Origin of the sequence: Solicola gregarius, assembly GCF_025790165.1 — a bacterium.
Classification (GTDB): domain Bacteria; phylum Actinomycetota; class Actinomycetes; order Propionibacteriales; family Nocardioidaceae; genus Solicola; species Solicola gregarius.
The window spans coordinates 4,371,192-4,394,955 of record NZ_CP094970.1 but is presented as its reverse complement, the minus strand read 5'-3'; the positions used below and the strand labels follow the sequence as shown (position 1 = coordinate 4,394,955).

Sequence of the window (23,764 nt, the reverse complement as noted above, 5' to 3'; positions counted from 1 at the left end):
GCCGAGGGGAGGGGAAGCCCGAATCGGACTTCCCCTCCCCTCGGTCGGGTCAGCCGTTGTACGAAACCATCCAGAACCGGAAGATGAAGGCGGGGTCCAGGGTCTCCTGGACGCCTTCGATGCCCGGCTGGGTGACGGCGGTGTTCTTGCCGACCCACGAGGGAATCGTCGGGACGTCTTCGGCGACGATGTCTTGGATCTTGCCGAAGTCCTTCTCGCGGGCAGCGGAGTCGTCCGTTGCCTGCGAGCTCGCGACCAGCTTGTTCACCTCGGGGTTCGTGTAGTTGTTTGCGTAGAAGCCACCATCGACGAAGAACGGCGACAGGTAGTTGTCGGCGTCGAGGAAGTCGGGGAACCAGCCCAGGATGAACAGGTCGTACGCGTTCTCCTTGTAGAGGTTCTGGTACTGCTCCCACTCCGCGCTCTTCGTCGTCGCGTTGAACAGGCCGCTGTCGTTGAGCTGGCTCTTCAGCTCGGTGGCCTCATCGACCGCGTTGGGCCCGTAGTGCGACGGCGTGTAGCCGAGGGTGATGTCGACGGGCGTCTTGACGCCGGCCTTCGACAAGATGGCCTTCGCCTTGTCGACGCTCGGCTCACCGTACTTGGCCTTGAACGAGTCGACCTGACCCGGGAAGCCCGGCGGCACCGGCGAGTACAGCGGATCGACCGTGCCCTCGTACGCGCGCTCCGAGATTGCGTCGCGGTCGATGAGCTGCGCGGCCGCCTGTCGGATCGCCTTGTCCTTGCCGACCGGCGTGCCGAGCTGCCAGGTCCAGTAACGGATCTCCGAACCCTCGCCCTTGAGCACGTCGACGCTGTCGTTGCCCTCGAGGTCGGTGATGTCGGTCGGGCTCAGGCTGCGCCATGCGACCTGGACCTCGTCGTTCTGGACCGCCAGCTTGAGGTTCGACGACTCGGGGTAGTACTTGACGAAGATCAGCGGCGACTTGCCCTCGTTGGCGCCCTGATACGTCTCAGACTTCTTCAGCGACGCCTGCTGGCCCGCCTCGTAGTCGTCCATCACGTACGGGCCGGAGCCGATCACATCGGCGTCGGCGGTGATCTCGTCTGCCGGAAAGACGTCCTCGTCGACGATCGAGGTCGACGAGTGGGTGAGCACGAACTGGAAGGTCGTGTCCGGACGCGACAGGTTGAACTGCACCGTCTTGTCGTCGGGGGTCTCGATGTCCTTCAGGCTCGCCAGCAGCGTCGAGGCGCCGTTCGGGTCCGCGATCTTGAGGTTGCGGTCGAAGGAGTACTTGACGTCGGACGACGTGAGCTCGTCGCCGTTGGAGAACTTCAGCCCATCGCGCAGTGTGCAGACGAACGTCTTCGGGTCCTTGTACTCACAGGACTCGGCGGCGTCGCCCTGCGGGGTGTTCTCACCGGCGGGGATCGTCAGCAGCGTCTGATAGATCGCGTAGTGCAGCGTGGACGATCCGAGGTCGTACGCGGCCGCCGGGTCGAGGGCCGTGACGACGTCGGTCGTACCGAGCGTCCATGGCTCGCCGACTCCCCCGGCCGCGCCACCGCTGTCGTCATCGTCGCCGCCGCATGCCGCCAGCGACATCGCCAGCACGCCCGCGCTGGCCAAGGCCAGGATCTTCTTCACAGCCCAATACCTCTCGTTCCGCGGGACCCCGTCATTGGAGGCCCGACATACCAGAATGTGGACACCCTACTAGTGGCCATATCCATGTAAAGACGATGCAGGGCGCTACCGCATCCCAATCCTGCAACGATCTGGCGTCGATCGCGCAGATCTGCGCAGTAGTCGCGCGGTCAGGCGGTCGCTGCCGTCAGCAGACGGCGCGCATCGAGCCCCTCGAGGGTGTCGCGACGGGTCGTACGCGGCGATGCGGGCACGGCGACGTGATGGGGCACGGCGAGCACCCGACAGCCGGCCGCCGCGGCAGAGGCGGCCCCGGTCGGTGAATCCTCGATCGCGACGCAGTCGGCCGGGTCGACGCCGAGGAGACGCGCCGCCGTCAGGTACGGCGCCGGGTGCGGCTTGCCGTCACTGACCTCGTCGCCGACGACGACCGTGTCGAAGCTCCCGTCGGGAATCCGGCGCAGCAGCGGTTCGACGATCGCGCGGTAGGACATGGTCACGAGCGCCGTCGGGACGTTGTGCGTACGCAGGTCGGCGAGCAGTTCCAGGGCACCGGGGCGCCAGACGAGCGGACCTTCCATGCGTTCGGCCATCACGCCGACGAGCTCGTCGACCACCTGCTCGGCGGTCATCGTCAGCCCCATCCGCTCGCGGATGTAGCGCCCCGACGCGAGCAGGTCGTTGCCGACGAGCTTCAGCGCGTCGTCCCTGGTCCACTCCGCGCCGTGGCGCCGCGCGAGATCGTACTCGGCATCGATCCACAGCGGTTCGGTGTCGACGATCGTGCCGTCGAGGTCCCACAGGACGGCGACAGGGAAGGCTTCGGGCATGGGTCGATTCTCTCAGCCTGCGCGGGTGGGCCTGCTGGCGCGTCCTCGGGCGGCGATACCAAGTTCACCAGGTATCGCGTACGGACCTAGGCATCGGTGCCCAGGGAAGTGGGGCGATCCCTGGTGAACTTGGTATCGCTGCGGGCCGCGCTGCCGGAACCGGTCGGCCCGGCGGCGCGGATGACAGGACCGCTGTGCTGCAGAAGTCAGGCCACGATGGTCGTACGGTTTCGGGTGTAGAGCCTCGCCGATTGGTCGATCGAGTCCTGGAGGGCATACGCGGTACGTGGCCTGTTGCGGCCCTCGACGTCGAGCCAGACCACACGTGACATGCCGAATCGTTCCGCTCGGACGAGATCCTCTCGGCGCTTCTCTCGTACGATCGCCTCGCTTACCGTCTCGCCCGGCCGCAGGTATCTGAGGTACTTCACCTTGCCATCGAACTCGGCGACGTGCCGCGCCTCGACCCAGGCGAAGTCCGTGCGCGCGATCAACCGGCCATTCGCGTTGTAGACCTCGAACTGCGGTTGCGGCCGTGGCAGGTGGAACTCCCAGCACAGGAAGTACGTGCGCGACTCCCCCACGGTTTCAATACGGGAATCGCTGAGCCAGAAGGCGAGACGCGCCGTACGCGAGCCGGGCCAACGTTCGAACGACTCGCCTACGCGGTAGAGCTCTGGCTCGTCGACGCAGCGTTTGTGCTGTGCCGAGTTCATGCACACGAATGCGCCCTCGGTCGAGAGCTCGCAACTCGCCTGCCAAACGGCGCGAGCCGGCCTGATGACGGGCACACCGTCGACAGAAACAACATCGCGGCCGCCATCGACGGGCATGTCATGGAAGGCGACGCCCGCTTCTCGAATCGACGAGCGATGGTCGAGTCTCGCGACGTGCACAGTTGCGAGGTCGGCACCCCAGGTGTCGATACCGTGCGCGATACAGGCCGTCACGCCTACGGCGACATACCGCTCACCGAGCCGGTGCAGGACCGCGCGCGCCAACAGCCAATGCCGTGCGGGCGGGTCGAGTTCCGCGACGTACTCGGCGTACGCGTAGTATCCACGCCTCAGCCGAATCCAGCGCCCACTGCGTACGGCGCCCTGGATGTCTCTGTCGCTGAATCCGCAGTCCTTTGCCTCGGCCCGGCTGAAAAATCCGCCTCGGCGGCTTACCCAACTTCGGAATGAATCGCTCATACCGGCAGCGTTGGTGTCTCAACAGTTGTTCGTCGGCCGCGCATGCTGACTTGTGGATACACCCCATCCACGGGTTGCCGCTGTGGACAGATCGCGCTCGATCCGGTGCAGCGATACCAAGTTCACTAGGTATCGCTGCACCTCACCGGGCGTCGACGCCTAGCCAAGTGGGCGATACCTGGTGAACTTGGTATCGCTGCAGGCCCCGCGGGGCAACGTCACCGCGCGTTGAAGTACGACGCCTCCGGGTGGTGCAGGACGATCGCGTCGGTGGACTGCTCGGGGTGGAGCTGGAGCTCCTCGGAGAGTTCGACGCCGATCCGCTCCGGGCGTAGCAGGCGGGCGATCTGGGTGCGATCCTCGAGGTCCGGGCAGGCCGGGTAGCCGAAGGAGTAGCGCTCGCCGCGGTAGCCCTGCTTGAGGATCCCCGACAGGTCTGCCGCGTCGTCGCCGCCGATGCCGAGCTCGGCTCGTACGCGTGCGTGCCAGTACTCCGCCAAGGCCTCCGTCAACTGCACCGACAACCCGTGGAGCTCGAGGTAGTCGCGGTACGCGTTGCGCTCGAACAGCTCGGCCGTCACCTCGCTGACGTGGGCGCCCATCGTGACCAGGTGGAAGCCGACCATGTCGATCTCGCCGGAGTCCTTCGGCCGGAAGAAGTCCGCCAGGCACAGGAACCGGCCGCGTTGCTGGCGCGGGAACGAGAACCGCGCGACCTCGCCCGACTGCGTGTCGGCGTCGAGCACCACGAGGTCGTTGCCTTCGGCGAAGCACGGCCAGTAGCCGTAGACGACGCTGGGCTCCATGATGCCGTCGGTCTGGATCCGGTCCATCCACATCCGCAGCCGCGGGCGACCCTCCGACTCGACGAGCTCCTCGTACGTCGGACCGTCGTCCGCGCGAGACGACTTGAGTCCCCACTGCCCCATGAAGGTCGCCCGTTCGTCGAGCCAGCCGGAGAAGTCGCCCAGCTGCAGACCCTTCACGATGCGGTCACCCCAGAACGGCGGCGTCGGCACGTCGACATCGGTGGCCACGTCCGACCGCTCCGGCACCTCCACCGGCTCGGCGCTGGCGGCCGCCGCACGCGAACGCACCTTGCGCTTGCGCAGGGGCGGCAGCTCCGCGCCGGGCACGCCGCGCTTCACGGAGACGAGGGCGTCCATCAGGCGTAGCCCTTCGAAGGCGTCGCGCGCGTAGCGCACATCGCCCTCGTACACCTCGGCCAGATCCTCCTCGACGTACCCGCGGGTCAACGCCGCTCCCCCGAGCAGCACCGGGAACTGCCCCGCCTGCCCACGGGAGTTGAGCTCCTGGAGATTCTCCTTCATCACGACCGTGCTCTTGACGAGCAGCCCGGACATGCCGATCACATCGGCCTTGTTCGCCTCGGCCGCCTCGACGATCGAGTTGACCGGCTGCTTGATGCCGATGTTGACCACGTTGTAGCCGTTGTTCGTGAGGATGATGTCGACGAGGTTCTTGCCGATGTCGTGTACGTCGCCCTTGACGGTCGCGAGCACGATGGTGCCCTTGCCCTCGTCATCCTCGGACTTCTCGATGTGCGGCTCGAGGTGCGCGACGGCCGCCTTCATCGTCTCGGCCGACTGCAGTACGAACGGCAGCTGCATCTCGCCCTTGCCGAACAGCTCGCCGACGACCTTCATGCCCTCGAGGAGCTCGTCGTTGATGATCGCCAGGGCGGTCTGCCCACCGGCCATCGCCTCGTCGAGGTCGTCGGGAAGTCCGTTCGACTCGCCGTCGATGATCCGCCGCCGCAGCCGCTCCGACAGCGGCAGCGCCGCGAGCTCCTCGGCGCGGGAGGCGCGGGCGTCCGCGGCCTTCACGCCCTCGAACAGGCCGAGGAGTCGTTGCAGCGGGTCGTACCCCTCGGAGCGGCGGTCGTACACGAGGTCGAGCGCGATCTCGCGATGCTCGTCGGGAATACGGTTCATCGGCAGGATCTTGCTCGCGTGCACGATGGCGGCGTCGAGGCCGGCCTCCTGGCACTCGTGCAGGAAGGCCGAGTTCACGACCTGGCGGGCGGCGGGGTTGAGGCCGAACGAGATGTTCGACAGGCCGAGGACGGTCTGTACGTTCGGCCGCCGCTGCTTCAGCAGCCGGATCGCCTCGATCGTCTCGATGCCGTCGCGACGACTCTCCTCCTGCCCGGTGCCGAGCGTGAACGTCAATGTGTCAACGAGGATGGAGCTCTCGTCGAGGCCCCACTCGTCGACCAGCTTGTCGATCGTGCGCTCGGCGATCGCGACCTTGTGCTCGGCCGTACGCGCCTGCCCCTCCTCGTCGATGCACATCACGACGACGCCGGCGCCGTGCTCCTTGATCAGCGGCATCATCCGGGCGTACCGGCTGTCGGGGCCGTCGCCGTCCTCGAGGTTGACGGAGTTGACCACGCATCGCCCACCGAGGAGCTCCAGCCCGGTCTGGATCACCGGCGGCTCGGTCGAGTCGAGCATGATCGGCAGCGTCGACGCGGTCGCGAGCCGGGCTGCAATGTGCTGCATGTCGGCGGCACCGTCGCGCCCGACGTAGTCGACGCACAGGTCCAGCAGGTGCGAGCCGTCGCGGATCTGTGACTTGGCGATCTCGACGATGTCGTCCCAGCGTTCTTCCAGCAGGGCCTCGCGGAACGCCTTGCTCCCGTTGGCGTTCGTACGCTCGCCGACCGCGAGGTACGAGGCGTCCTGACGGAACGGCACTGTCTGGTACAGGCTCGACGTGCCAGGCTCCGAGGTGGGCTCGCGTTCGGTCACGGCTCGGCCGCGTACGCGCTCGACGACCTGGCGCAGATGCTCCGGGGTCGTACCGCAGCAGCCGCCGACGAGGGAGAGACCGTAGTCGCGGGTGAACGTATCGTGCGCGTCGGCGAGCTCGGCCGGAGTGAGCGGGTAGTGCGCACCGTCCTTGGTGAGCTGCGGAAGGCCGGCGTTCGGCATGCATGCCAACCCGATGCGAGCGGTTCGTGCGAGGTAGCGCAGGTGCTCGCTCATCTCGGCGGGCCCGGTGGCGCAGTTCAGGCCGATCAGGTCGACGCCGAGCGGTTCGAGCGCGGTGAGCGCCGCACCGATCTCGCTGCCGAGCAGCATGGTGCCGGTCGTCTCGACCGTGACGTTGACGATGATCGGCAGCGACGATCCGGTGGCCGTACGCGCGCGCTTGGCGCCGATGACCGCAGACTTCGCCTGCAGCAGGTCTTGGGTCGTCTCGACCAGGATCGCGTCGGCACCCCCCTCGATCAGGCCGCGGGCGGCATCCTCGTACGAGTCGCGCAGCACCGCGAACGGCGCATGCCCAAGGGTCGGTAGCTTCGTGCCGGGTCCGAGCGACCCGAGTACCCAGCGTGGATGGTCGTCGGTCGACCAGGCGTCGGCCGCCTCGCGTGCGATCGCCGCGCCCGCGTGCGCCAGCTCGTACGTGCGCTCGGTGATGTCGTACTCGCCGAGGTTGCCGAAGTTGGCGCCGAACGTGTTCGTACCGACGCAGTCGCAGCCGACCTCGTAGTAGGCGTCGTGGATCGCGCGTACGACGTCCGGGCGGGTGACGTTGAGGATCTCGTTGCAGCCCTCGTGTTGCTGGAAGTCGTCGAGGCCGAGGTCGTAGTCCTGGAGCATGGTGCCCATTGCCCCGTCCGCGACGACGACGCGCTCGGCGAGCGCAGTTCGTAGGGACGAAGGGGGGGCAGACATGGCGACGACCAACTCCGGGGCGAGGGGGCACGGCCTGTCACGACCGCAAAGGACACTCCGAGTCTACGAGACGACCGTTCGAACTCTGGACACCCGTCTCCGCCCGTGAGATGGGACGTGTTCTGGGGTCTCGCGCGATGGACTGACGGTGCCAAGACCTACCCTTGGTGCGTGGAGAGTCAAAGGGAGCCGCTCGGTCTCACCGATCCGTGGATGGTCGTCGCGTTCGAGGGTTGGAACGACGCGGCCGAGTCCGCGTCGGGCGTCATCGACCATCTCATCGACGTGTGGGACGCAGAGCAGATCGCGGAGATCGACCCCGACGACTACTACGACTTCCAGGTCAACCGCCCGTTCGTGGGCATCACCGAGTCGGGCGAGCGGGGCATCACCTGGCCGACGACGCGTGTGTACGTCGCGCGGCCGGTCGGGTCCGAGCGCGACATCGTGCTCGTGCGCGGCATCGAGCCGAACATGCGGTGGCGTCAGTTCTCCGAGGAGCTGCTGGTGATCGCCGACTGGCTCGGCGTACGGATGGTGGTGACGCTCGGTGCATTGCTGACCGACACACCGCATACCCGGCCCGTTCCGGTCACCGGTTCGATCAGCGATCCGGGGCTGCTCGACCGGCTCGATCTGGAGGAGTCGCGCTACGAGGGGCCGACCGGCATCAACGGGGTCTTCGCCGACATGTGCGCACGCTCCGGCATCCCGAACACCTCGTTGTGGGCCGCTGTGCCGCACTATGTCGGTCAGCCTCCGTGCCCGAAGGCGACGCTCGCCTTGCTGGGTCGGCTCGAGGATGTGTTCGAGCTGACCATCCCCGAAGGCGACCTGCCGGAGGAGGCGCGGGCGTGGGAGCGCGGCGTCGACGAGCTGGCGAGCGAGGACGGCGAGATCGCGGAGTACGTCGAGTCGCTGGAGGAGGCGCGTGACACGACCGACCTCCCGGAGGCATCCGGCGACGCGATAGCGCGGGAGTTCGAGCGGTACCTGAAGCGCCGGTCGGGCGATGGTTCCGACGGCTGAGGAGTGAGCTTGCGAGCCCCGCAGGCCGGCGGTGAAGGTAGCGACGGCTGAGGAGTGAGCTTGCGAGCCCCGCAGGCCGGCGGTGAAGGTAGCGACGGCTGAGGAGTGAGCTTGCGAGCCCCGCAGGCCGGCGGTGAAGGTAGCGACGGCTGAGGAGTGAGCTTGCGAGCCCCGCAGGCCGGCGGTGAAGGTAGCGACGGCTGAGGAGTGAGCTTGCGAGCCCCGCAGGCCGGCGGCTAGCTCTGCTCGCCGTCGGCGGCGACGGTGAGGTGGTCGACCACGGTGTCGGCGATGTCGGCGAGCACCGTGACCTGCTCGGCGGTGAGCTGGTCGATGAAATGGCGGCGCACGGATCGTACGTGGCATGGTGCCGCGGACTCGATCGCGTCCAGGCCCGCCGGTGTCAGCACGGCATCGACGGCCCGCGCGTTGTCGGCGTGGGTCTCCCGGCGGACGAGTCCGCGGCGCTCCATTCGGCCGAGGTGGTGTGAGACCCGGCTGTGCGACCACAGCATTCTCGCCGCGAGGTCGATCTGTCGTACGCGCTGGTTCGGGGCTTCGGAGAGGACGACGAGGACGGTGTAGTCCGAGCCCGAGAGGCCGGAGTCGGCTGCGAGGTCGCGGGCGATCTCGAGGTCGAGCAACCCGCGCATGCGGTTGTAGCTGCGCCAGGCCCGCGACTCCTCGTCGTTCAGCCAGCTTGTGTCGGACATGGCCTCACCCTACGCGAGTTGACGTGTCAAGTCGATCGCGTACACTCTGAGTTGACACATCAACTCAAGGAGGCTCCGATGCCGAAGCTCAGCATCATCATCGCTAGCACCCGCCCGGGTCGGTTCGGCCCGACCGCCGCGGCGTGGTTCTCCGAGCGCGCCACGGCGCATGGCGGTTTCGAGGTCGAGACCGTCGACCTCGCCACATTGGACCTGCCCCTGCTCGACGAGCCACAGCACCCGTCGTTCGGGGCGTACACCAAGCCGCACACCCAGGCATGGAGCGCGATCGTCGACTCGTCGGACGCCTTCGTGTTCGTGCTGCCCGAGTACAACTACAGTCTTCCGGCGTCGCTGAAGAACGCGGTCGACTACCTGTTCGCGGAGTGGGCGTACAAGCCCGTCGGGTTCGTCGGGTACGGAGTACTCGCGGCCGGTACGCGCGCGGTGGAGGCGACCAAGCAGGTCATGACCGCGCTGCGGATGATGCCCGCGTCCCGGAGCGTGGCAATCTCGCTGAGCGAGCACGTCGACGAAGACGGTGCGCTGCGGCCGACTCCCGAGATGGACGACACGGCCGAGGCGATGCTCGACGAGATCCTCCGGCTGTCGCATGCCCTCGCCACGCTCCGCGAGCCCGCCGGGGCGACGACGTAGCGCTGCGGGGCGGGTCGGTCAGACCCGGAGTCCGAGCAGGGAGTCGAGCACCGCGCGTACGGCTGAGACATCGCCGTCGGCGTCCGGCGATCCGGCAGGACTCGCAGCCGCCCATGCGTCGACCGCCGCGAGCGCAGTCGGTGCGTCGAGGTCGTCGGCGAGCGCCGTGCGTACATCGTCGACGAGCCTGCGCACGTCGCCGGCGCCGCCCGTCGCCAGCGCGGTACGCCATCGGGCGACTCGCTGCTCCGCGGACGTCAGGTCGGCGGCGGTCCACTCCCAGTCGGAGCGGTAGTGGTGCCCGAGCAGCGCGGCGCGGATCACCATCGGGTCGGTCCCCTGCTCGCGCAGCGACGAGACCAGCACCAGGTTGCCCTTCGACTTCGACATCTTGGCGCCGTCGTAGCCGACCATGCCGGCATGCACGTACGCGCGGGCGAACCGCTCCCCGTCGCGAGCGACCTGCGCCTCCGAGGCGGACATCTCGTGGTGCGGGAACACCAGGTCGGAGCCGCCGCCCTGGACATCGAACCCGACGCCCAGATACTGCAGCGCCATCGACGCACACTCGATGTGCCAGCCGGGCCGGCCACGGCCGAGCTCGCTGTCCCAGGCCGGTTCGCCCGGGCGAGCAGCCTGCCAGACCAGACAGTCCAGGGGGTCGCGCTTGCCCGCGCGGCCGGGGTCGCCGCCGCGCTCGCCGAAGAGCTCGGTCATGTCGGTGCGTCCCAGCCCCGAGATGTCACCGAACGCCGGATCCTCGTGAACCGCGAAGTACAGGTCGCCGTCGACGTCGTACACCGCATCGCGCTTGCGAAGGTCGGCGACCAGATCGACCACCAGCTCGATCGTCTCGACGGCGCCCAGGTAATGGTCGGGCGGGAGTACGCCGAGCGCCGTCATGTCCGCACGGAACAGGTCCGTCTCGCGCTCGGCGAGCGCCTCCCAAGTCGTGCCCGTCTCGGCCGCACGCTCGAGCAGCGGATCGTCGACGTCGGTGACGTTCTGGACGTACGTGACGCGGGTGCCGTGGTCGCGCCACACCCGCTGGAGCAGGTCGAACCCGAGGTACGTCGCCGCGTGGCCGAGATGGGTCGCGTCGTACGGCGTGATCCCGCAGACGTACATGCGTGCTCGGTCGGCCGGGTCGATCGTCAGGCGGCCGCCGGATGCCGTGTCGTGCACGACCGGTGCGGGGCCGCGGCCGAATCCGAGTGCCGACAGGTCTGGTACGTCGCGTTCCGGCCAAGCTCGCATGGCCCGAGCCTAGGCCGTCGGCAGGGGCCAGGTCGTACGCGGCCCACGGAATGGACGCACCTCGGTGTTCACGATCCGTCCAGACCGGTGCTTCGCCGCGGCGACGGGTGAGCCTCAGAACGCGGGCCACGGGATCGACGGTCCACGCCCTCCCGGATACGGCAGGATGCCCCGGCGAAGCAGCCGGTCGATCCGCGCGATCACCTGGTCGTACTCCACGACGGTGATCAGCTCGCAGAGTCGCGAGCGCAGGTCGGGCTCACCGAGCCGCTCGCGCAATGCGGCGAGCGACTCGCACTCGTCCGCGGTCACGGCCTCGCCGGCCCAGCCCCACAGGACCGTGCGCAGCTTGTGCTCGACATGCAGGCTGACTCCGTGGTCGCAGCCGTACAGTCCTCCGGACCCGTCGGGCAGAACGTGGCCGCCCTTACGGTCTGCGTTGTTGATGACGATGTCGAAGACGGCCATCCGCCGCAGCCGCACGGTGTCTTCGTGCACGAGAGCGACGGGACGGTCGTCCTGGTCGTACGCATCGAGAACGTGCAGCCAGCCCGCGGGCACGCTGTCTTGCGCCACGACGTCGACCGGCTCCTCCTCGCTGACGTCGACCCACAGCTGCGCCATGCCGGCCCCGAACGGCCCGTCGCGCATCACCGTCGGCGGCACGAGCGTCCATCCGGCCGCTTCGGAGATGAGGTACGCCGCCACCTCGCGCCCCGCGAGCGTACCGTCGGGGAAGTCCCACAGTGGTCGCTCACCGCGTACTGGCTTGTACACGCACGACAGGCGTACGCCGTCGCGCTCGACGTCGGCGAGGAACGTCCCGTTGGAGGCGTTGACGAGCCTTCCGGTGAGATCGAGCTCGCCGTGTTCGAGGACGTCGAGGAGGACGTCTTGGGCAACGTCAGTCACGGATCACCCGTCGGAATCCGTTGGCCCGCGGGCAGATGTGCCCGTTGGCGTCGATCGGACCGCCGCAGAACGGGCACTGGTCGCGGCCGGCGGTCACGACGGACTCCGCGCGCCGAGCGAAGCTCAGGGCGGCGGCGGGCAGGAGCCCAACGACGAGGCAGTCGCTGGCCTCGTCGTCCTCGGTCTCGGTCAGTGCGAACGCCTCGATCGTCACGGTGCCGCTGGCCTCGTCCCAGGCGAGGGTCATCGTGCCGACCCGGAACTCCTCTTCGATCGGCTGGTCGAGTGGTGACCGGTCGGTCTCCGGATCCTCGGGTACGTCGACGTCGCGCTCCTGCTCGACCTGCGCAAGGAGCTCCTCGACCCGCTCGGCGAGTACCGAGACCTGCTGCTTCTCCAGCGTCACCGAGGTGAGCCGGTTGCCCTCGCGCGCCTGCAGGAAGAACGTCCGCTCCCCCGGCGATCCGACCGTCCCGGCGACGAATCGGTCCGGCGCGTCGTAGCGATGGATCAGCATGTAACCGAGCCTAGTAGGTGATCGTCCGTCGCTCGACGGATCACCCGGCTTCGAGGTGGACGCAGCCGACGTACGGGCAGTCGCCGGACGTCACGGAAAGCGGCGGAGCCTCGGTGACCCAGAGCGCGGCCAAGGCATCGTCGCCGAGCTCGACGCGCGTACGTCGGCCTCGGTGATGGAACTCGACCTCGGTCGCGCCCGCCAGGCGGTGTCGTCCTCGACGTACGGCTCGGTCGTCGAGGGCGAGGCCTCGTTCGGAGAGCGACCGGAGCAGCTGTGGGTCGTCGTCGGCGATCCGGGCGAGGTATCCGCTCTCCTCCTCCGCGAGGTCGGTGAGCCGACGGGCCGGCGGCTGATGGATCACGCCTTCGGCGGTCGGGATCGGGTCACCGTGCGGGTCGCGCCACGGGTGACCGAGCGCGGCGTCCATTCGCTCGATCATCCGTGCGGACACGGCGTGCTCGAGCACCTCGGCCTCGTCGTGCACCTCGTCCCATGAGTAGTCGAGCGCGCGCACCAGGTAGGTCTCGATGAGGCGGTGTCGTCGCAGCACCTGCAGCGCCTCCGTACGTCCCTGCGCGGTCAGCGTGATCGCGCCGTAGCGCTCATGACGTACGAGGTCGAGCGCGGCGAGCTTGCGCACCATCTCGGAGACCGATGACGCCGACAGCCCCAGGCGTGCGGCGACCACGGAGGTCGTGACCGAGCTCGTGGCGCCCGACGACGGCGCCGGGCCCCATTCGCCCAAGGCGAAGATGACCTTGAGGTAGTCCTCGGTGGCCGTGGGCCGCTGACTCTTCATCCGGGTCACCCTACGAGCAGCGTGTCGTAGAGCAGGAACGCGTTGAGCGCGATGATCAGCGAGGCCACGGCGCTCGCGGCCGCGGTGGTGTGGGTGCGGTTCGTGAGCGCGCCCATGAGGACCGGTCGCGCAGTGAGCATGATGAGCGGTACGAGTGCGAACGGTATGCCGAATGACAGCACCACTTGGGAGATGACCAATGCGTCGGTCGTGTTGACGCCCGTCGACAGCACCACGAGCGCTGGAACCATCGTGACCGCTCGGCGTACGAACAGCGAGATCCGGCGTCCGATGAAGCCCTGCATGACGACCTGGCCGGCGTACGTACCGACGCTCGAGCTGGACAGCCCCGACGCGAGCAGCGCGACCGCGAACGCGAGGGCCGCACCGCCGCCGAGGAGCGTCTCGAAGCCCGCGTGGGCGTCCTCGATGGTGTCGATCGAGCTGCGGCCGCCTTCGTGGAAGAGCCCCGCCGCGACGATCAGCATGGTCAGGTTCACGAGTCCGGCGACGCCCATCGCGATCACGACGTCGATGCGTACGAAGCGCAACAGGGCGAACCGCTCGCGGTCGTCCACGGGGCGGATGCGGTCCTGAGTGAGCGCCGAGTGCAGATAGACGACGTGCGGCATGACGGTCGCGCCGAGGATGCCGACGGCGAGCAGGACGCTCTCGGTGCCGTCGAACCGAGGCACGAGCCCGGCCGCGGTGCCCGGCAGGTCGATGCCTACCTGCGCGAGGTCGTACGCGAACCCGAGCAGCACGATCGCGAGGAAGCCGGCGATCGCCAGTTCGAACTTGCGGTAGCCGCGGTTCTGCAACGCGAGGATGCCGAAGGCGACGACCGCGGTGATCAGTCCCGCGGCGAGGGGTTCGATGCCGAACAGCAGGTTCAGGGCAATGGCGGCGCCAACGAATTCCGCGAGGTCGGTCGCGATCGCCACTACCTCGGCCTGGGCCCACAAGCCCCACGAGACCGGGCGCGGGAAGCTCTCGCGGCACAGCTCGGGAAGGTTGCGGCCGGTGGCGATGCCGGCCTTGGCCGAGAGGTACTGGACGAGCATCGCCATCAGGTTCGCGGCGACGATCACCCAGACGAGCAGCAGGCCGTACTTGGCACCGCCCGCGATGTTCGTGGCGAAGTTGCCGGGATCGATGTACGCGACCGCCGCCACGAAAGCGGGCCCGAGCAGCGCGATCCGACCGCGGATCGGCCCGCGGTCTCGAGCATGCTGGAGATCGCTCTGGGAGGGCGCGGCGACCCGTGGATCGGTCACCGCGTGTTCACGGCCTCGGGGATTGTTGGAGCGGCCTCACTCCAAAAGTTCGGCACGCCTAACTTCTATCACGCGCGGCCGCGTCCGGGTGGCGTCGGTGTGGGACCGGTGGACTAGGTTTCCACCGATCCCACACCGACGCCGCCGCCGATGGTCGCGTCGCCCGTCGCTCGGCGCCGGCGGGCCTTCGCGCGGACGAGACCGCCGAGGTCGGAACCGCTGTCGTTCACGTGCAGCACGACGGGCCGCAGCTCGGCGTACTCGACGACGCTGACCGACGCGGGCGCTACGACGAGGCGTTGAAACTGGTCGAGGTGCATCCCGGTGGCATCCGCGAGGATCGACTTGATCACGTCACCGTGGCTGACCACGGCGAAGCAGGCGTTCGGGCCATGCGACTCCGCGACCCGGGTGTCCCACGCCCGCGCGGCGGCGACCGCCCGCGACTGCATGGCGACCATCGCCTCCCCGCCGGGAAACACAACGGCGCTCGGATGGCTCTGCACCGTCTTCCACAGCTTCAGGCGAGCGAGCTCCTTGATCGGTCGGCCGGTCCACTCGCCGTAGTCGCACTCGGTGAGGAACCGGTCACGATGCAGCTCGGTCTCGCCATCCTGGGCTCGTACGATCACGCGTGCCGTCTGCTGCGTACGCTCCATCGGGCTGGTGACCACGGCGGCGAGGGGAACCTTCGCGAGTCGGCGTGCGACGGCGGCCGCCTGGTCGCGGCCGACATCGTCGAGGTGGACGCCCTTGCTCCTCCCCGCCAGAACCCCGCGTGCATTGGCCTCCGTGCGTCCGTGCCGGACGAGGATCATGATGGGCACCCGGCCAGCGTACGGGTTGCGGCCGATCCGAGCCGTTGCACGGCACAATGACGGCATGATCATCGACTGTGCGGTCTACCGGAAGGGGCGCCGGGTTGCCGAGACGACCTCGTCGGATGAGCTCGACGATCTCGTCACGTCGATGGCCGAGAACGACGACTTCATCTGGGTCGGCATCCACGACCCGACCCAGGAGGAGTTCGACCGCATCGGCAAGGCGCTCGACCTCCACCCACTCGCGATCGAGGACGCGATCCACGCCCACCAGCGGCCGAAGATCGAGCCCTACAGCGGGCACCTGTTCATCGTGCTCAAGACCGTCTGGTACACCGACGAGAGCGATGCCGTCGACACCGGCGAGATCAACGCCTTCCTCGGGTCGAACTACCTGGTGACCGTGCGGCACGGCAAAGGCCAAGCGCTCGCGGCCGTTCGCCACGCGGCAGAGTTCAAGCACGAGCTGCTCGGCCAGGGCCCGGCAGCCGCGTTCTATACGATCGTGGATGCCGTCGTCGACCAGTACGAGAAGGTCGCCGCCGATCTCGAGGTCGACGTCGACGAGGTCGAGAGCGCGGTCTTCTCCTCGACCCGCGCAGCCAACTCCGATCGCATCTACCGGCTCAAGCGAGAGATCCTCGAGTTCCGCCGCGCCGTCATCCCGATGCGCGACCCGTTGCTGAACTTCACCGATGGCAGGTTCCGCGATGTACGCCCGGTCGCCATGCCGTTCTTCCGCGACGTCGTCGACCACCTCGTCCGCGTCTCTGACACGATCGACTCCATCGACAAGCTGCTCGACAACGCCCTCGACGCCCACATGGCGCGGTTGAGCGTCCAGCAGAACGACGACATGCGCAAGCTCGCCGCGTACGCCGCCATGTTCGCGGCGCCGACGCTGATCGCCGGGGTCTACGGAATGAACTTCACGAATATGCCGGAGCTCGGCTGGCGCTACGGCTACGGGCTGTGCCTGCTCGTGATGGTCGCCGTCGTACTCGTACTCTGGCGCGCCTTCAAGCGCTCGGGCTGGCTCTGACGTTCAAGACGACCTTTCCGCGGGCCCGCCCCTGCTCGACGTACCTGAGGGCATCGCTGGCCAACTCCAACGGAAACGTCCGATCGATCGCCGGCCGGACCGCCCCTGATTCGATGAACTCGGCGAGGGCAGTGATGTCGGCACCGTTCTCGCGACTGACGAAAGTCGTCAAGGTCTGCCCGACGAAGCGAGACAGCAACATCGCCCGCAGTTGACGATCCGTACCGCCGAGCCATCGTCCACCCGTCTCCCCTCCCGCGATGACGAGCGTGCCTTTCGGCCGCAACGCCCGACGCAGCCGCGTCAACGTCGCGTTCCCACCTATGTCGAGGATGGCGTCGAACCCGTCGCGCCGGTCGGCGAAGTCCTCGACCTCGTAGGCGATGACGTCATCCGCGCCGAGCGAGCGAACGAGCTCCACCTTCGCCGCGCTACATACACCCGTCACCTCGGCGCCGAGCGCCTTGCCGAGCTGCACCGCGAAGGTTCCGACCCCGCCAGATGCGCCGATGACGAGCACCCGCTGACCGGATTCGACGTGCGCGTGATCGCGTAGGCCTTGCAGTGCGGCGATGCCGGACACCGAAGTCGCGGCTGCCTGCTCGAATGTCAGGTCCCGCGGGACCGTGACAAGCGAGGCTTCGGCGGCGCGAGCGTACTGAGCGAACGATCCGATCCCGATGCCGAACACCTCAGCACCCGGTCTGAACCGGGTCACGGCGCTCCCTACAACCTCGACGACCCCGGCGAGGTCCGTCCCGGGAACTGCTCGCTTCGGCGACCGCAGGCCGTATCCGGCCAGTCGAATCGGGTACGGCATCCCGGTCACGAGGTGCCAGACGCCCCGATCCACCCCTGCCGCGTGGACACGGACGAGGACCTCGTCGTCGACGATCGTCGGCACGGCGATGTCCCGGAGTTCGAGAACATCCGGCGAACCGTAGTCATCCTGGACGATCGCCCGCACCCGGTCAGCTCCTCAGTGAGTGACCCCTCAATGGTCCCATCATCGCGGCGGAATTGGCGCGGAACCGAGCAGGAAGTCGAGGACTACGCCAGCCCTGCGAGCTCAACCGCCTCCACCACGGTTCGCAGCGTCGCCGCTCGCTCCTCGTGTGTCGCACCGAACGTAGAGACGTTGAGCGTGGTCACGCCGGCGCCCGCGTATGCGTGCAGGCGATCGGCGATCCGGGCCGGCGGGCCGATGAGCGCGGTCTGGTCGATGAGCTCGAACGGCACCGCCGCCGCTGCGTCGCGCTGCTTCTTGTCCAGGTAGAGGTCCTGGATCCGTTGCGCGGCGTCCTCGAAGCCCATCCGACGGGCGAGCGCGTTGTAGAAGTTCTGCTTGCGGCTCCCCATGCCTCCGACGTACAACGCGGTGTACGCCCGAAGCGGCTCGGCACACGCCTCGAGATCGTCTCCGACCACGACCGGGACCGTCGGCGAGACGTCGAAGTCGGCCAGCTCCCGACCGGACCGCTCCAGCCCCGCGCGCAACGGGTCGAGAGAGACGTCGGCGTGCTCGGGCGCGAAGAAGATCGCCAGCCAGCCGTCCGCGACCTCGCCGGTCAGCTCGAGGTTCTTCGGACCAACCGACGCGAGGTAGAGCGGAACGTCCGCCCGACGCGGATGGATCATGATCTTCAGCGCCTTGCCGGGTCCGTCGGGCAGCGGCAGGGTGTAGTGGTCGCCGTCGTACGCGACCGTCTCTCGGCGAAGTGCCTTGCGCACGATGTCGACGTACTCGCGGGTGCGTCCGAGCGGCTGGGCGAACCGAACCCCGTGCCAACCCTCCGAGACCTGCGGGCCGGACACCCCGATGCCGAGGCGGAAGCGGCCTTCGGAGAGGTTGTCGAGCGTCGCGGCGGTCATCGCGGTCATCGCCGGTGTGCGAGCGGGAATCTGCATGATTGCCGTGCCGATGTCCATCCGGCTGGTCCGCGCGCCGATCCAGCTCACCATGGTGACCGCATCGGAGCCGTACGCCTCGGCCGCCCAGGCAACGGAGTAGCCGAGATGCTCCGCCTCGACGGCCGTCTTGACCCGCTCGGCAGTGTCGGGTCCGGCGACGTATCCGACATTGACACCCAGTCGCATCGCGTACCTCCCAGTAGGTTGCGGCGAGCCTATCCGGACGCCGGCACGGATCCTCGACTAGCCTGACGTCTCATGCGGCAGCGATACGTCGGGCGGAGCGGACTCAAGGTCTCCCGGATCGGGCTCGGAACACTCACCTGGGGGCGCGACACCGACGAGCACGACGCGCGCGACCAGCTCACCTCGTTCGTGGACGCCGGGGGCACTCTCGTCGACACCGCGGTCTCGTACGGCGACGGCGCGAGCGAGGAGCTGATCGGGTCGCTGCTGGCCACGACCGTCGACCGCGACTCCCTCGTGCTGTCGTCGAAGGCGGGGGTCGCTCCCGGCAACGGTGACCGTGACACGTCGCGTCGCACGCTCCTCCGCCAGCTCGACACGAGTCTGCGGCGGCTCGGCGTCGACCACCTCGACCTGTGGCAGGTGCAGACGTGGGTCGACGAGATTCCGCTCGAGGAGACGCTCTCCGCCCTCGACCACGCCGTACGCACCGGGCGGGCGGCGTACGTGGGTGTCTCGAACTACGCGGGATGGCAGACCGCCCTCGCGCATACCTTGCAGAGTGCGCACGACGGTCATGCACCGCTCGTGTCGACACAGGTGGAGTATTCGCTGCTCAACCGCGATGTCGAGCTGGAGGTCGGCCCCGCGGCCGACGCGCTCGGCATGGGGCTGCTCGCGTGGTCGCCGCTCGGCCGCGGTGTGCTCAGCGGGAAGTACCGCAGCGGCACGCCCGCCGACTCGCGCGGCGCCTCGCCGCACTTCGAGCGCTTCGTGGGCGTCTACCTGGGCGCTTCGTCGCGGCAGATCGTCGAGGCCGTCGCACGAGCGGCCGACGGGCTGCAGCTATCGCCCACCGAGGTCGCGCTCGCGTGGGTGCGGGACCGTCCGGGCGTCAGCTCGGCCATCCTCGGCGCGCGTACGGCCGCACAGCTCAAGGGCGCGCTGACCGCGGACGACGTCGAGCTGCCCGACGAGATCGTCCGGGCGCTCGACGACGTGTCGGAGCATGGCGAGGAGTGATCCGATGGAGTACGAGTTCAGGCGCTTCTGGGTCTCGCGGGAGTACTCGCGCTCTTCCGTACGCCGGCTTCTGACCGACGCCGCGGAGTACGGCGGCTGGGAGCTGTCGCGGCTGCGGATGTTCCCCGACGGGCGGCGCCGGGTCACCATGCGCCGCAAGATCATCCGCGTCGCGCGGACCTACTGACCCGGCCGCACGTTTACCATGTAAACATGGTAAACAGTCGCCCTACACGGCAAATCTGCCATGCAATGTGCACGTTTACCATGTAAACATGGTAAACGTGCATCGAACAGGGCGAATTTGCCGTGCCCAGCGCACCATTGCCGTGCTAGGCGTGGCCCCGGCGACTCACGCCAGGTCGACCAGCCGGTCGAACACCCGGGCGCCGAACTCCAACGCGTCCGTCGGTACGCGCTCGTCGACGCCGTGGAACAACGCGGTGAAGTCGAGGTCTCCGGGCAGCCGAAGCGGAGTGAAGCCGTACGAGCGGATGCCGAGGCGGTCCCAGGCTTTCGCATCAGTCCCGCCCGACATCAGGAACGGCGCCACGTGCGCCTCCGGGTCCTCCGACGTGAGCGCCACCGTCATCGCGTCGACGAGGTCACCGGTGAACTCATATTCCAGCGCCGGCTGGAACACGTCCGGCTCCGCGCGTACCTTGTCGCCCACGATCTGTTGTACGTCTCGCATGAACGTCTCGCCCTGCCCCGGCAGGTACCGGCCGTCGACCCTCGCCTCGGCGTGGCTCGGCACGACATTCACCTTGTACCCGGCGTCGAGCATCGTCGGGTTGGTGATGTTGCGCATGCCGGCGCCGATCATCCGTACTGCCGGACCGAACTCCGCCATCAGCGCCTCGGTGTCGCCGCGGTCGACGCCGGTCAGCTCGCTGACCTTGTCGAGCAGCAGGTTGATCGAGGGTCCGGGCTCCGCTGGCCACTCGTGCGCGCCGAGCGCCGCGACCGCTTCGCCGACCGCCGTGACGGCGTTGTCGGGTTGGCGCATCGAGCCGTGGCCCGCTGTGCCGTCGGCGCGAAGACGCATCCAGGAGATGCCCTTCTCCCCCGACTCGATCACGTACAGCCGCTTGCCGCCGACCTCGGTCGAGAAGCCGCCGACCTCGCCGATGGCCTCGGTGCAGTCGGCGACCAGGTCGGCGTGCTCGTCGACGAGCCAGTGCGCGCCGTAGAGGCTGCCCGCCTCTTCGTCTGCCGTGAAGGCGAGCACGATCGGGCGCTTGGGCGCCACGCCGGCACGCTGGCGAGCGCGTACGACCGAGAGGACCATCGCGTCGAAGTCCTTCATGTCGACCGCACCGCGGCCGTACACGTAGCCGTCGACGACCTCGGCCGCGAACGGATCCTGGCTCCAGTCGCGCGCCTCGGCCGGGACGACGTCGAGGTGGCCGTGGATGAGCAGCGGTGGCTCGCTCCCGGAGTGGTCGCCCCACCTCGCGACCAGGCTCGCGCGGCCGGGCGCGGACTCGTGGATCTCCGACTCGATGCCGACCTCGTCGAGCAGTTGCGCGACGTACTCGGCCGCCTTCCGCTCACCCGGGCCGGAGCCGTCGCCGTAGTTCTGCGTGTCGATGCGGATCAGCTCGCGACAGATGTCGACGACCTCCGCAGTCGGGTCGTACGTCGAATCCTCAACCATGGCAGCCGCCTCCCACATCGCATCGCACCGTTGCCACCATCCTGCCTGCTCGATGCGCGGATGCCCAGCCGGGTTTGCTAGAGTTTGGGATCGCAGCAACGACATCGGTCGGGCTGCTGCATGTCCGGGTGGCGGAATAGGCAGACGCGCTAGCTTGAGGTGCTAGTCCTCGTATAGAGGGTGGGGGTTCAAGTCCCCCCCTCGGACACACATGCCAGGGCCCACATCCCCTTGTCGGATGTGGGCCGCTCGCATTTCTGAGGTTCTTGTGACGCCGGTCGGCCGCTCGCGGTCCTCGCCCGAAACGGCCCGAAATTCGGGGGTTGTGCTCGGGGATGAATCGGAGCAGCGTGGCCCCATGAGCGATAAGACGACATCCAGTGGCGGCAACCCCGACCTAGCCGACTTCGGGCCCGACAGGATCCGCAACGTCGTCCTGATCGGGCCCAGCTCCTCCGGCAAGACCACCCTTGTCGAGACGTTGCTCGCAGTAGGCGGCGCGATCCCGCGCGCCGGCAGTGTCGCCGACGGTACGACGGTCTGCGACTTCGACGAGGCCGAGCACGCGCACGGCCGGTCGATGTCGTTGTCTGTCGCACCGCTGGTGTACGAGGGCACGAAGGTCAACCTGATCGACACGCCGGGGTACGCGGATTTCGTCGGTGAGCTGCGCGCCGGGCTCCGAGCCGCGGACTGCGCGCTGTTCGTCGTGGCCGCCAACGAGGGCATCGACCATGCGACGACCGCACTGTGGCGCGAGTGCGCGGACGTCGGCATGCCGCGAGTCGTCGCGATCACCAAGCTCGACCATGCACGTGCCGACTACGACGGCGTACTGGCGCAAGCGCAGGCAGCGTTCGGCGAGAAGGTGCTCCCGTTGTTCATGCCCGTCGCCGAGTCCGGCGACCTGGTCGGGCTGGTCGGCCTGCTCAGCGGGAGGTTCTACGACCATCGGGGAGTCGGCGTGCGCCCCGTACCGCTCGAGGACTCCCCCGCCGCCCCGCAGGCCGCTGTGGAGGCCGAGCTGCGGGGCACCCTCATCGAGGGGGTGATCGAGGAGTCCGAGGACGAGACCCTGATGGACCGCTATCTCGGCGGCGAGGAGATCTCCGAGGACGCCCTGATCGACGACCTCGAGCGCGCCGTCGCCCGCGGTTCGTTCTACCCGGTCGTCGCGACGTGCGCCTCCGGCATCGGTTGCGTGGAACTGCTCGACCTGCTCGTACGCGGGTTCCCGCCACCCGCGACGCATCCGACCCCCTCGCTGTTCACGCCCGCGGGCGTCGCGACCGACGGCTTGCCCTGCGACCCGGACACCACCCTCGTCGCCGAGGTCGTCAAGACGACCAGCGACCCGTACGTCGGCCGGGTCAGCCTGGTCCGGGTCTTCTCCGGCACCCTCGACGGCGACGAGACCGTCCATGTCTCGGGCCACTTCTCCTCCTTCTTCGGCGTCGACGGCGGCCACGCCGAGCATGACGAGGACGAGCGCGTCGGCTCGCTCGGACACCCCTTCGGCAAACATCAGCAGCCGGCCAAGCGGGTGGTCGCGGGCGACATCGCGCTGATCGGCAGGCTGAGCAGAGCCGAGACCGGCGACACGCTGTCCCACGTGGACGAGCCGCGGCTGCTGCGGCCCTGGAACATGCCGACCCCGCTGCTCCCGGTCGCGCTCGAGGCGGCCACCAAGACAGATGACGACAAGCTGCCGGAGGCGCTCACCCGGTTGGCCGCCGAAGACCCGTCCCTGCGGATCGAGAACAACCCCGAGACTCGTCAGCTCGTGCTGTGGTCGATGGGTGAGTCGCACGCGGACGAGTGCCTGAACCGGCTTCGCAACCGGTTCGGCGTCAACGTCGACCAGATCGATGTACGCGTCCCTCTGCGGGAGACGTTCGCCCGGCGGAGCACCGGCCACGGCCGGCACGTCAAGCAGTCCGGCGGGCACGGCCAGTATGCGATCTGCGAGATCGAGGTCGAGCCGTTGCCCGGCGGCAGCGGCTTCGAGTTCCAGGAGTCGGTCGTCGGCGGTGTCGTGCCCCGGCAGTTCATCCCGAGCGTCGAGAAGGGCGTACGCGCCCAGATGGACAAGGGCGTCCGCAGCGGGCATCCGCTCGTCGATGTACGAGTGACGCTGACCGGCGGCAAGGCGCACAGTGTCGACTCGTCGGACGCCGCGTTCCAGACGGCCGGCGCCCTCGCACTGCGCGACGCCGCCGAGTCGGCCGGCGTGGCCATCCTCGAGCCGTACGACGAGATCGCGGTCTTCATACCCGACGACCTGATCGGTGCGGTGATGAGCGACCTCTCGTCGCGCCGCGGCCGGCTGCTCGGTACCGACAAGGACGACGACGACCGCACCGTCGTACGCGCCCACGTGCCCGCAACCGAACTGGTGCGCTACTCGATCGACCTGCGTTCGGCCACGCACGGCACCGGCACGTTCACCCGCACGCTCGACCATTACGAGCCGATGCCCGACGATCTGGCCGCGCGTTACCTCGGGTGAGGCTCGACGACATGACCGAGATCACGTCGGGTCGGGAACGTAAAGCGCCGTCCGGAGGTTCACCATAGGAGGTGGGTTCGAATAACACGGAGGGAAGTAGCAC

Annotated in this window: 20 protein-coding genes and 1 tRNA gene; 7 read left to right on the top strand and 14 right to left on the bottom strand. The window is 68.4% G+C overall.

The window, feature by feature from the left end; all coding sequences use genetic code 11:
• Positions 1-49: 49 nt before the first annotated feature.
• The 4 genes from L0C25_RS21375 to metH all read right to left on the bottom strand — a co-directional run bounded on the left by L0C25_RS21375 (position 50) and on the right by metH (position 7,345).
• Positions 50-1,612: an ABC transporter substrate-binding protein gene (locus tag L0C25_RS21375; protein ID WP_271633795.1), complete on the bottom strand. Its 1,563-nt coding sequence runs from the start codon at positions 1,610-1,612 to the stop codon at positions 50-52.
• A 170-nt stretch (positions 1,613-1,782) separates the two neighbouring features.
• Positions 1,783-2,442 (bottom strand): HAD family hydrolase, encoded by a 660-nt coding sequence (locus L0C25_RS21370; RefSeq protein WP_271633794.1) that lies wholly within the window; start codon positions 2,440-2,442, stop codon positions 1,783-1,785.
• A 206-nt stretch (positions 2,443-2,648) separates the two neighbouring features.
• Positions 2,649-3,638 (bottom strand): type IV toxin-antitoxin system AbiEi family antitoxin domain-containing protein, encoded by a 990-nt coding sequence (locus L0C25_RS21365; RefSeq protein WP_271633793.1) that lies wholly within the window; start codon positions 3,636-3,638, stop codon positions 2,649-2,651.
• Between the two features lie 218 nt (positions 3,639-3,856).
• Complete coding sequence (gene metH, locus L0C25_RS21360; RefSeq protein ID WP_271633792.1) at positions 3,857-7,345, bottom strand: methionine synthase; 3,489 nt, start codon at positions 7,343-7,345, stop codon at positions 3,857-3,859.
• 213 nt (positions 7,346-7,558) lie between these two features.
• Here metH and L0C25_RS21355 point away from each other — a divergent pair, with 213 nt between their 5' ends.
• On the top strand, positions 7,559-8,374 hold the full coding sequence (locus tag L0C25_RS21355; protein ID WP_271636873.1) for a PAC2 family protein: 816 nt from the start codon (positions 7,559-7,561) through the stop codon (positions 8,372-8,374).
• A 236-nt stretch (positions 8,375-8,610) separates the two neighbouring features.
• Here the strand turns inward: L0C25_RS21355 and L0C25_RS21350 are convergent, their stop codons facing one another.
• A complete protein-coding gene (locus L0C25_RS21350; protein WP_271633791.1) occupies positions 8,611-9,087 on the bottom strand; it encodes a MarR family winged helix-turn-helix transcriptional regulator in 477 nt (158 codons plus the stop codon).
• Between the two features lie 78 nt (positions 9,088-9,165).
• Here L0C25_RS21350 and L0C25_RS21345 point away from each other — a divergent pair, with 78 nt between their 5' ends.
• Complete coding sequence (locus L0C25_RS21345; RefSeq protein ID WP_271633790.1) at positions 9,166-9,744, top strand: NADPH-dependent FMN reductase; 579 nt, start codon at positions 9,166-9,168, stop codon at positions 9,742-9,744.
• An 18-nt stretch (positions 9,745-9,762) separates the two neighbouring features.
• Here the strand turns inward: L0C25_RS21345 and mshC are convergent, their stop codons facing one another.
• The 6 genes from mshC to L0C25_RS21315 all read right to left on the bottom strand — a co-directional run bounded on the left by mshC (position 9,763) and on the right by L0C25_RS21315 (position 15,327).
• Positions 9,763-11,001 carry a cysteine--1-D-myo-inosityl 2-amino-2-deoxy-alpha-D-glucopyranoside ligase gene (mshC, locus tag L0C25_RS21340; protein ID WP_271633789.1) on the bottom strand — a complete coding sequence of 413 codons (1,239 nt, stop codon included), beginning with the start codon at positions 10,999-11,001 and terminating at the stop codon, positions 9,763-9,765.
• A gap of 114 nt (positions 11,002-11,115) precedes the next feature.
• Positions 11,116-11,913, bottom strand: a complete 798-nt coding sequence (locus L0C25_RS21335) for an SCO1664 family protein (RefSeq protein WP_271633788.1) — start codon at positions 11,911-11,913, stop codon at positions 11,116-11,118.
• On the bottom strand, positions 11,906-12,430 hold the full coding sequence (locus L0C25_RS21330) for a DUF3090 domain-containing protein (RefSeq protein WP_271633787.1): 525 nt from the start codon (positions 12,428-12,430) through the stop codon (positions 11,906-11,908). Before L0C25_RS21330 ends, L0C25_RS21335 begins: the two co-directional genes overlap by 8 nt.
• Positions 12,431-12,470: 40 nt before the next feature.
• The gene (locus L0C25_RS21325) at positions 12,471-13,232 is read right to left on the bottom strand and encodes a metal-dependent transcriptional regulator (RefSeq protein ID WP_271633786.1); all 762 of its coding nucleotides are present in this window, start codon (positions 13,230-13,232) and stop codon (positions 12,471-12,473) included.
• A gap of 5 nt (positions 13,233-13,237) precedes the next feature.
• The gene (locus L0C25_RS21320) at positions 13,238-14,509 is read right to left on the bottom strand and encodes an Nramp family divalent metal transporter (protein WP_271633785.1); all 1,272 of its coding nucleotides are present in this window, start codon (positions 14,507-14,509) and stop codon (positions 13,238-13,240) included.
• Between the two features lie 113 nt (positions 14,510-14,622).
• On the bottom strand, positions 14,623-15,327 hold the full coding sequence (locus tag L0C25_RS21315; RefSeq protein WP_333908599.1) for an MSMEG_4193 family putative phosphomutase: 705 nt from the start codon (positions 15,325-15,327) through the stop codon (positions 14,623-14,625).
• A gap of 64 nt (positions 15,328-15,391) precedes the next feature.
• On the opposite strand from L0C25_RS21315, the gene corA reads away from it, so the two are divergent.
• Positions 15,392-16,372: a magnesium/cobalt transporter CorA gene (gene corA / locus L0C25_RS21310; protein ID WP_271633783.1), complete on the top strand. Its 981-nt coding sequence runs from the start codon at positions 15,392-15,394 to the stop codon at positions 16,370-16,372.
• Here corA and L0C25_RS21305 read toward each other — a convergent pair.
• Positions 16,350-17,339 carry an NAD(P)-dependent alcohol dehydrogenase gene (locus tag L0C25_RS21305; protein ID WP_271633782.1) on the bottom strand — a complete coding sequence of 330 codons (990 nt, stop codon included), beginning with the start codon at positions 17,337-17,339 and terminating at the stop codon, positions 16,350-16,352. The genes corA and L0C25_RS21305 overlap by 23 nt on opposite strands.
• An 83-nt stretch (positions 17,340-17,422) precedes the next feature.
• Complete coding sequence (locus tag L0C25_RS21300) at positions 17,423-18,469, bottom strand: LLM class F420-dependent oxidoreductase (protein ID WP_271633781.1); 1,047 nt, start codon at positions 18,467-18,469, stop codon at positions 17,423-17,425.
• A 72-nt stretch (positions 18,470-18,541) separates the two neighbouring features.
• Here L0C25_RS21300 and L0C25_RS21295 point away from each other — a divergent pair, with 72 nt between their 5' ends.
• Positions 18,542-19,492, top strand: coding sequence for an aldo/keto reductase (locus tag L0C25_RS21295; RefSeq protein ID WP_271633780.1), 951 nt, complete (start codon positions 18,542-18,544; stop codon positions 19,490-19,492).
• Between the two features lie 4 nt (positions 19,493-19,496).
• Positions 19,497-19,679: a DUF5703 family protein gene (locus tag L0C25_RS21290; protein WP_271633779.1), complete on the top strand. Its 183-nt coding sequence runs from the start codon at positions 19,497-19,499 to the stop codon at positions 19,677-19,679.
• A gap of 165 nt (positions 19,680-19,844) precedes the next feature.
• On the opposite strand, the gene L0C25_RS21285 is transcribed toward L0C25_RS21290, so the two are convergent.
• Positions 19,845-21,152: a M20/M25/M40 family metallo-hydrolase gene (locus tag L0C25_RS21285; RefSeq protein ID WP_271633778.1), complete on the bottom strand. Its 1,308-nt coding sequence runs from the start codon at positions 21,150-21,152 to the stop codon at positions 19,845-19,847.
• Positions 21,153-21,274: 122 nt separating this feature from the next.
• Here L0C25_RS21285 and L0C25_RS21280 point away from each other — a divergent pair.
• Both L0C25_RS21280 and L0C25_RS21275 read left to right on the top strand, forming a co-directional pair.
• A tRNA-Leu gene (locus tag L0C25_RS21280) sits at positions 21,275-21,360 on the top strand.
• Positions 21,361-21,510: 150 nt separating this feature from the next.
• Complete coding sequence (locus L0C25_RS21275) at positions 21,511-23,661, top strand: elongation factor G-like protein EF-G2 (protein ID WP_271633777.1); 2,151 nt, start codon at positions 21,511-21,513, stop codon at positions 23,659-23,661.
• Positions 23,662-23,764: the final 103 nt, after the last annotated feature.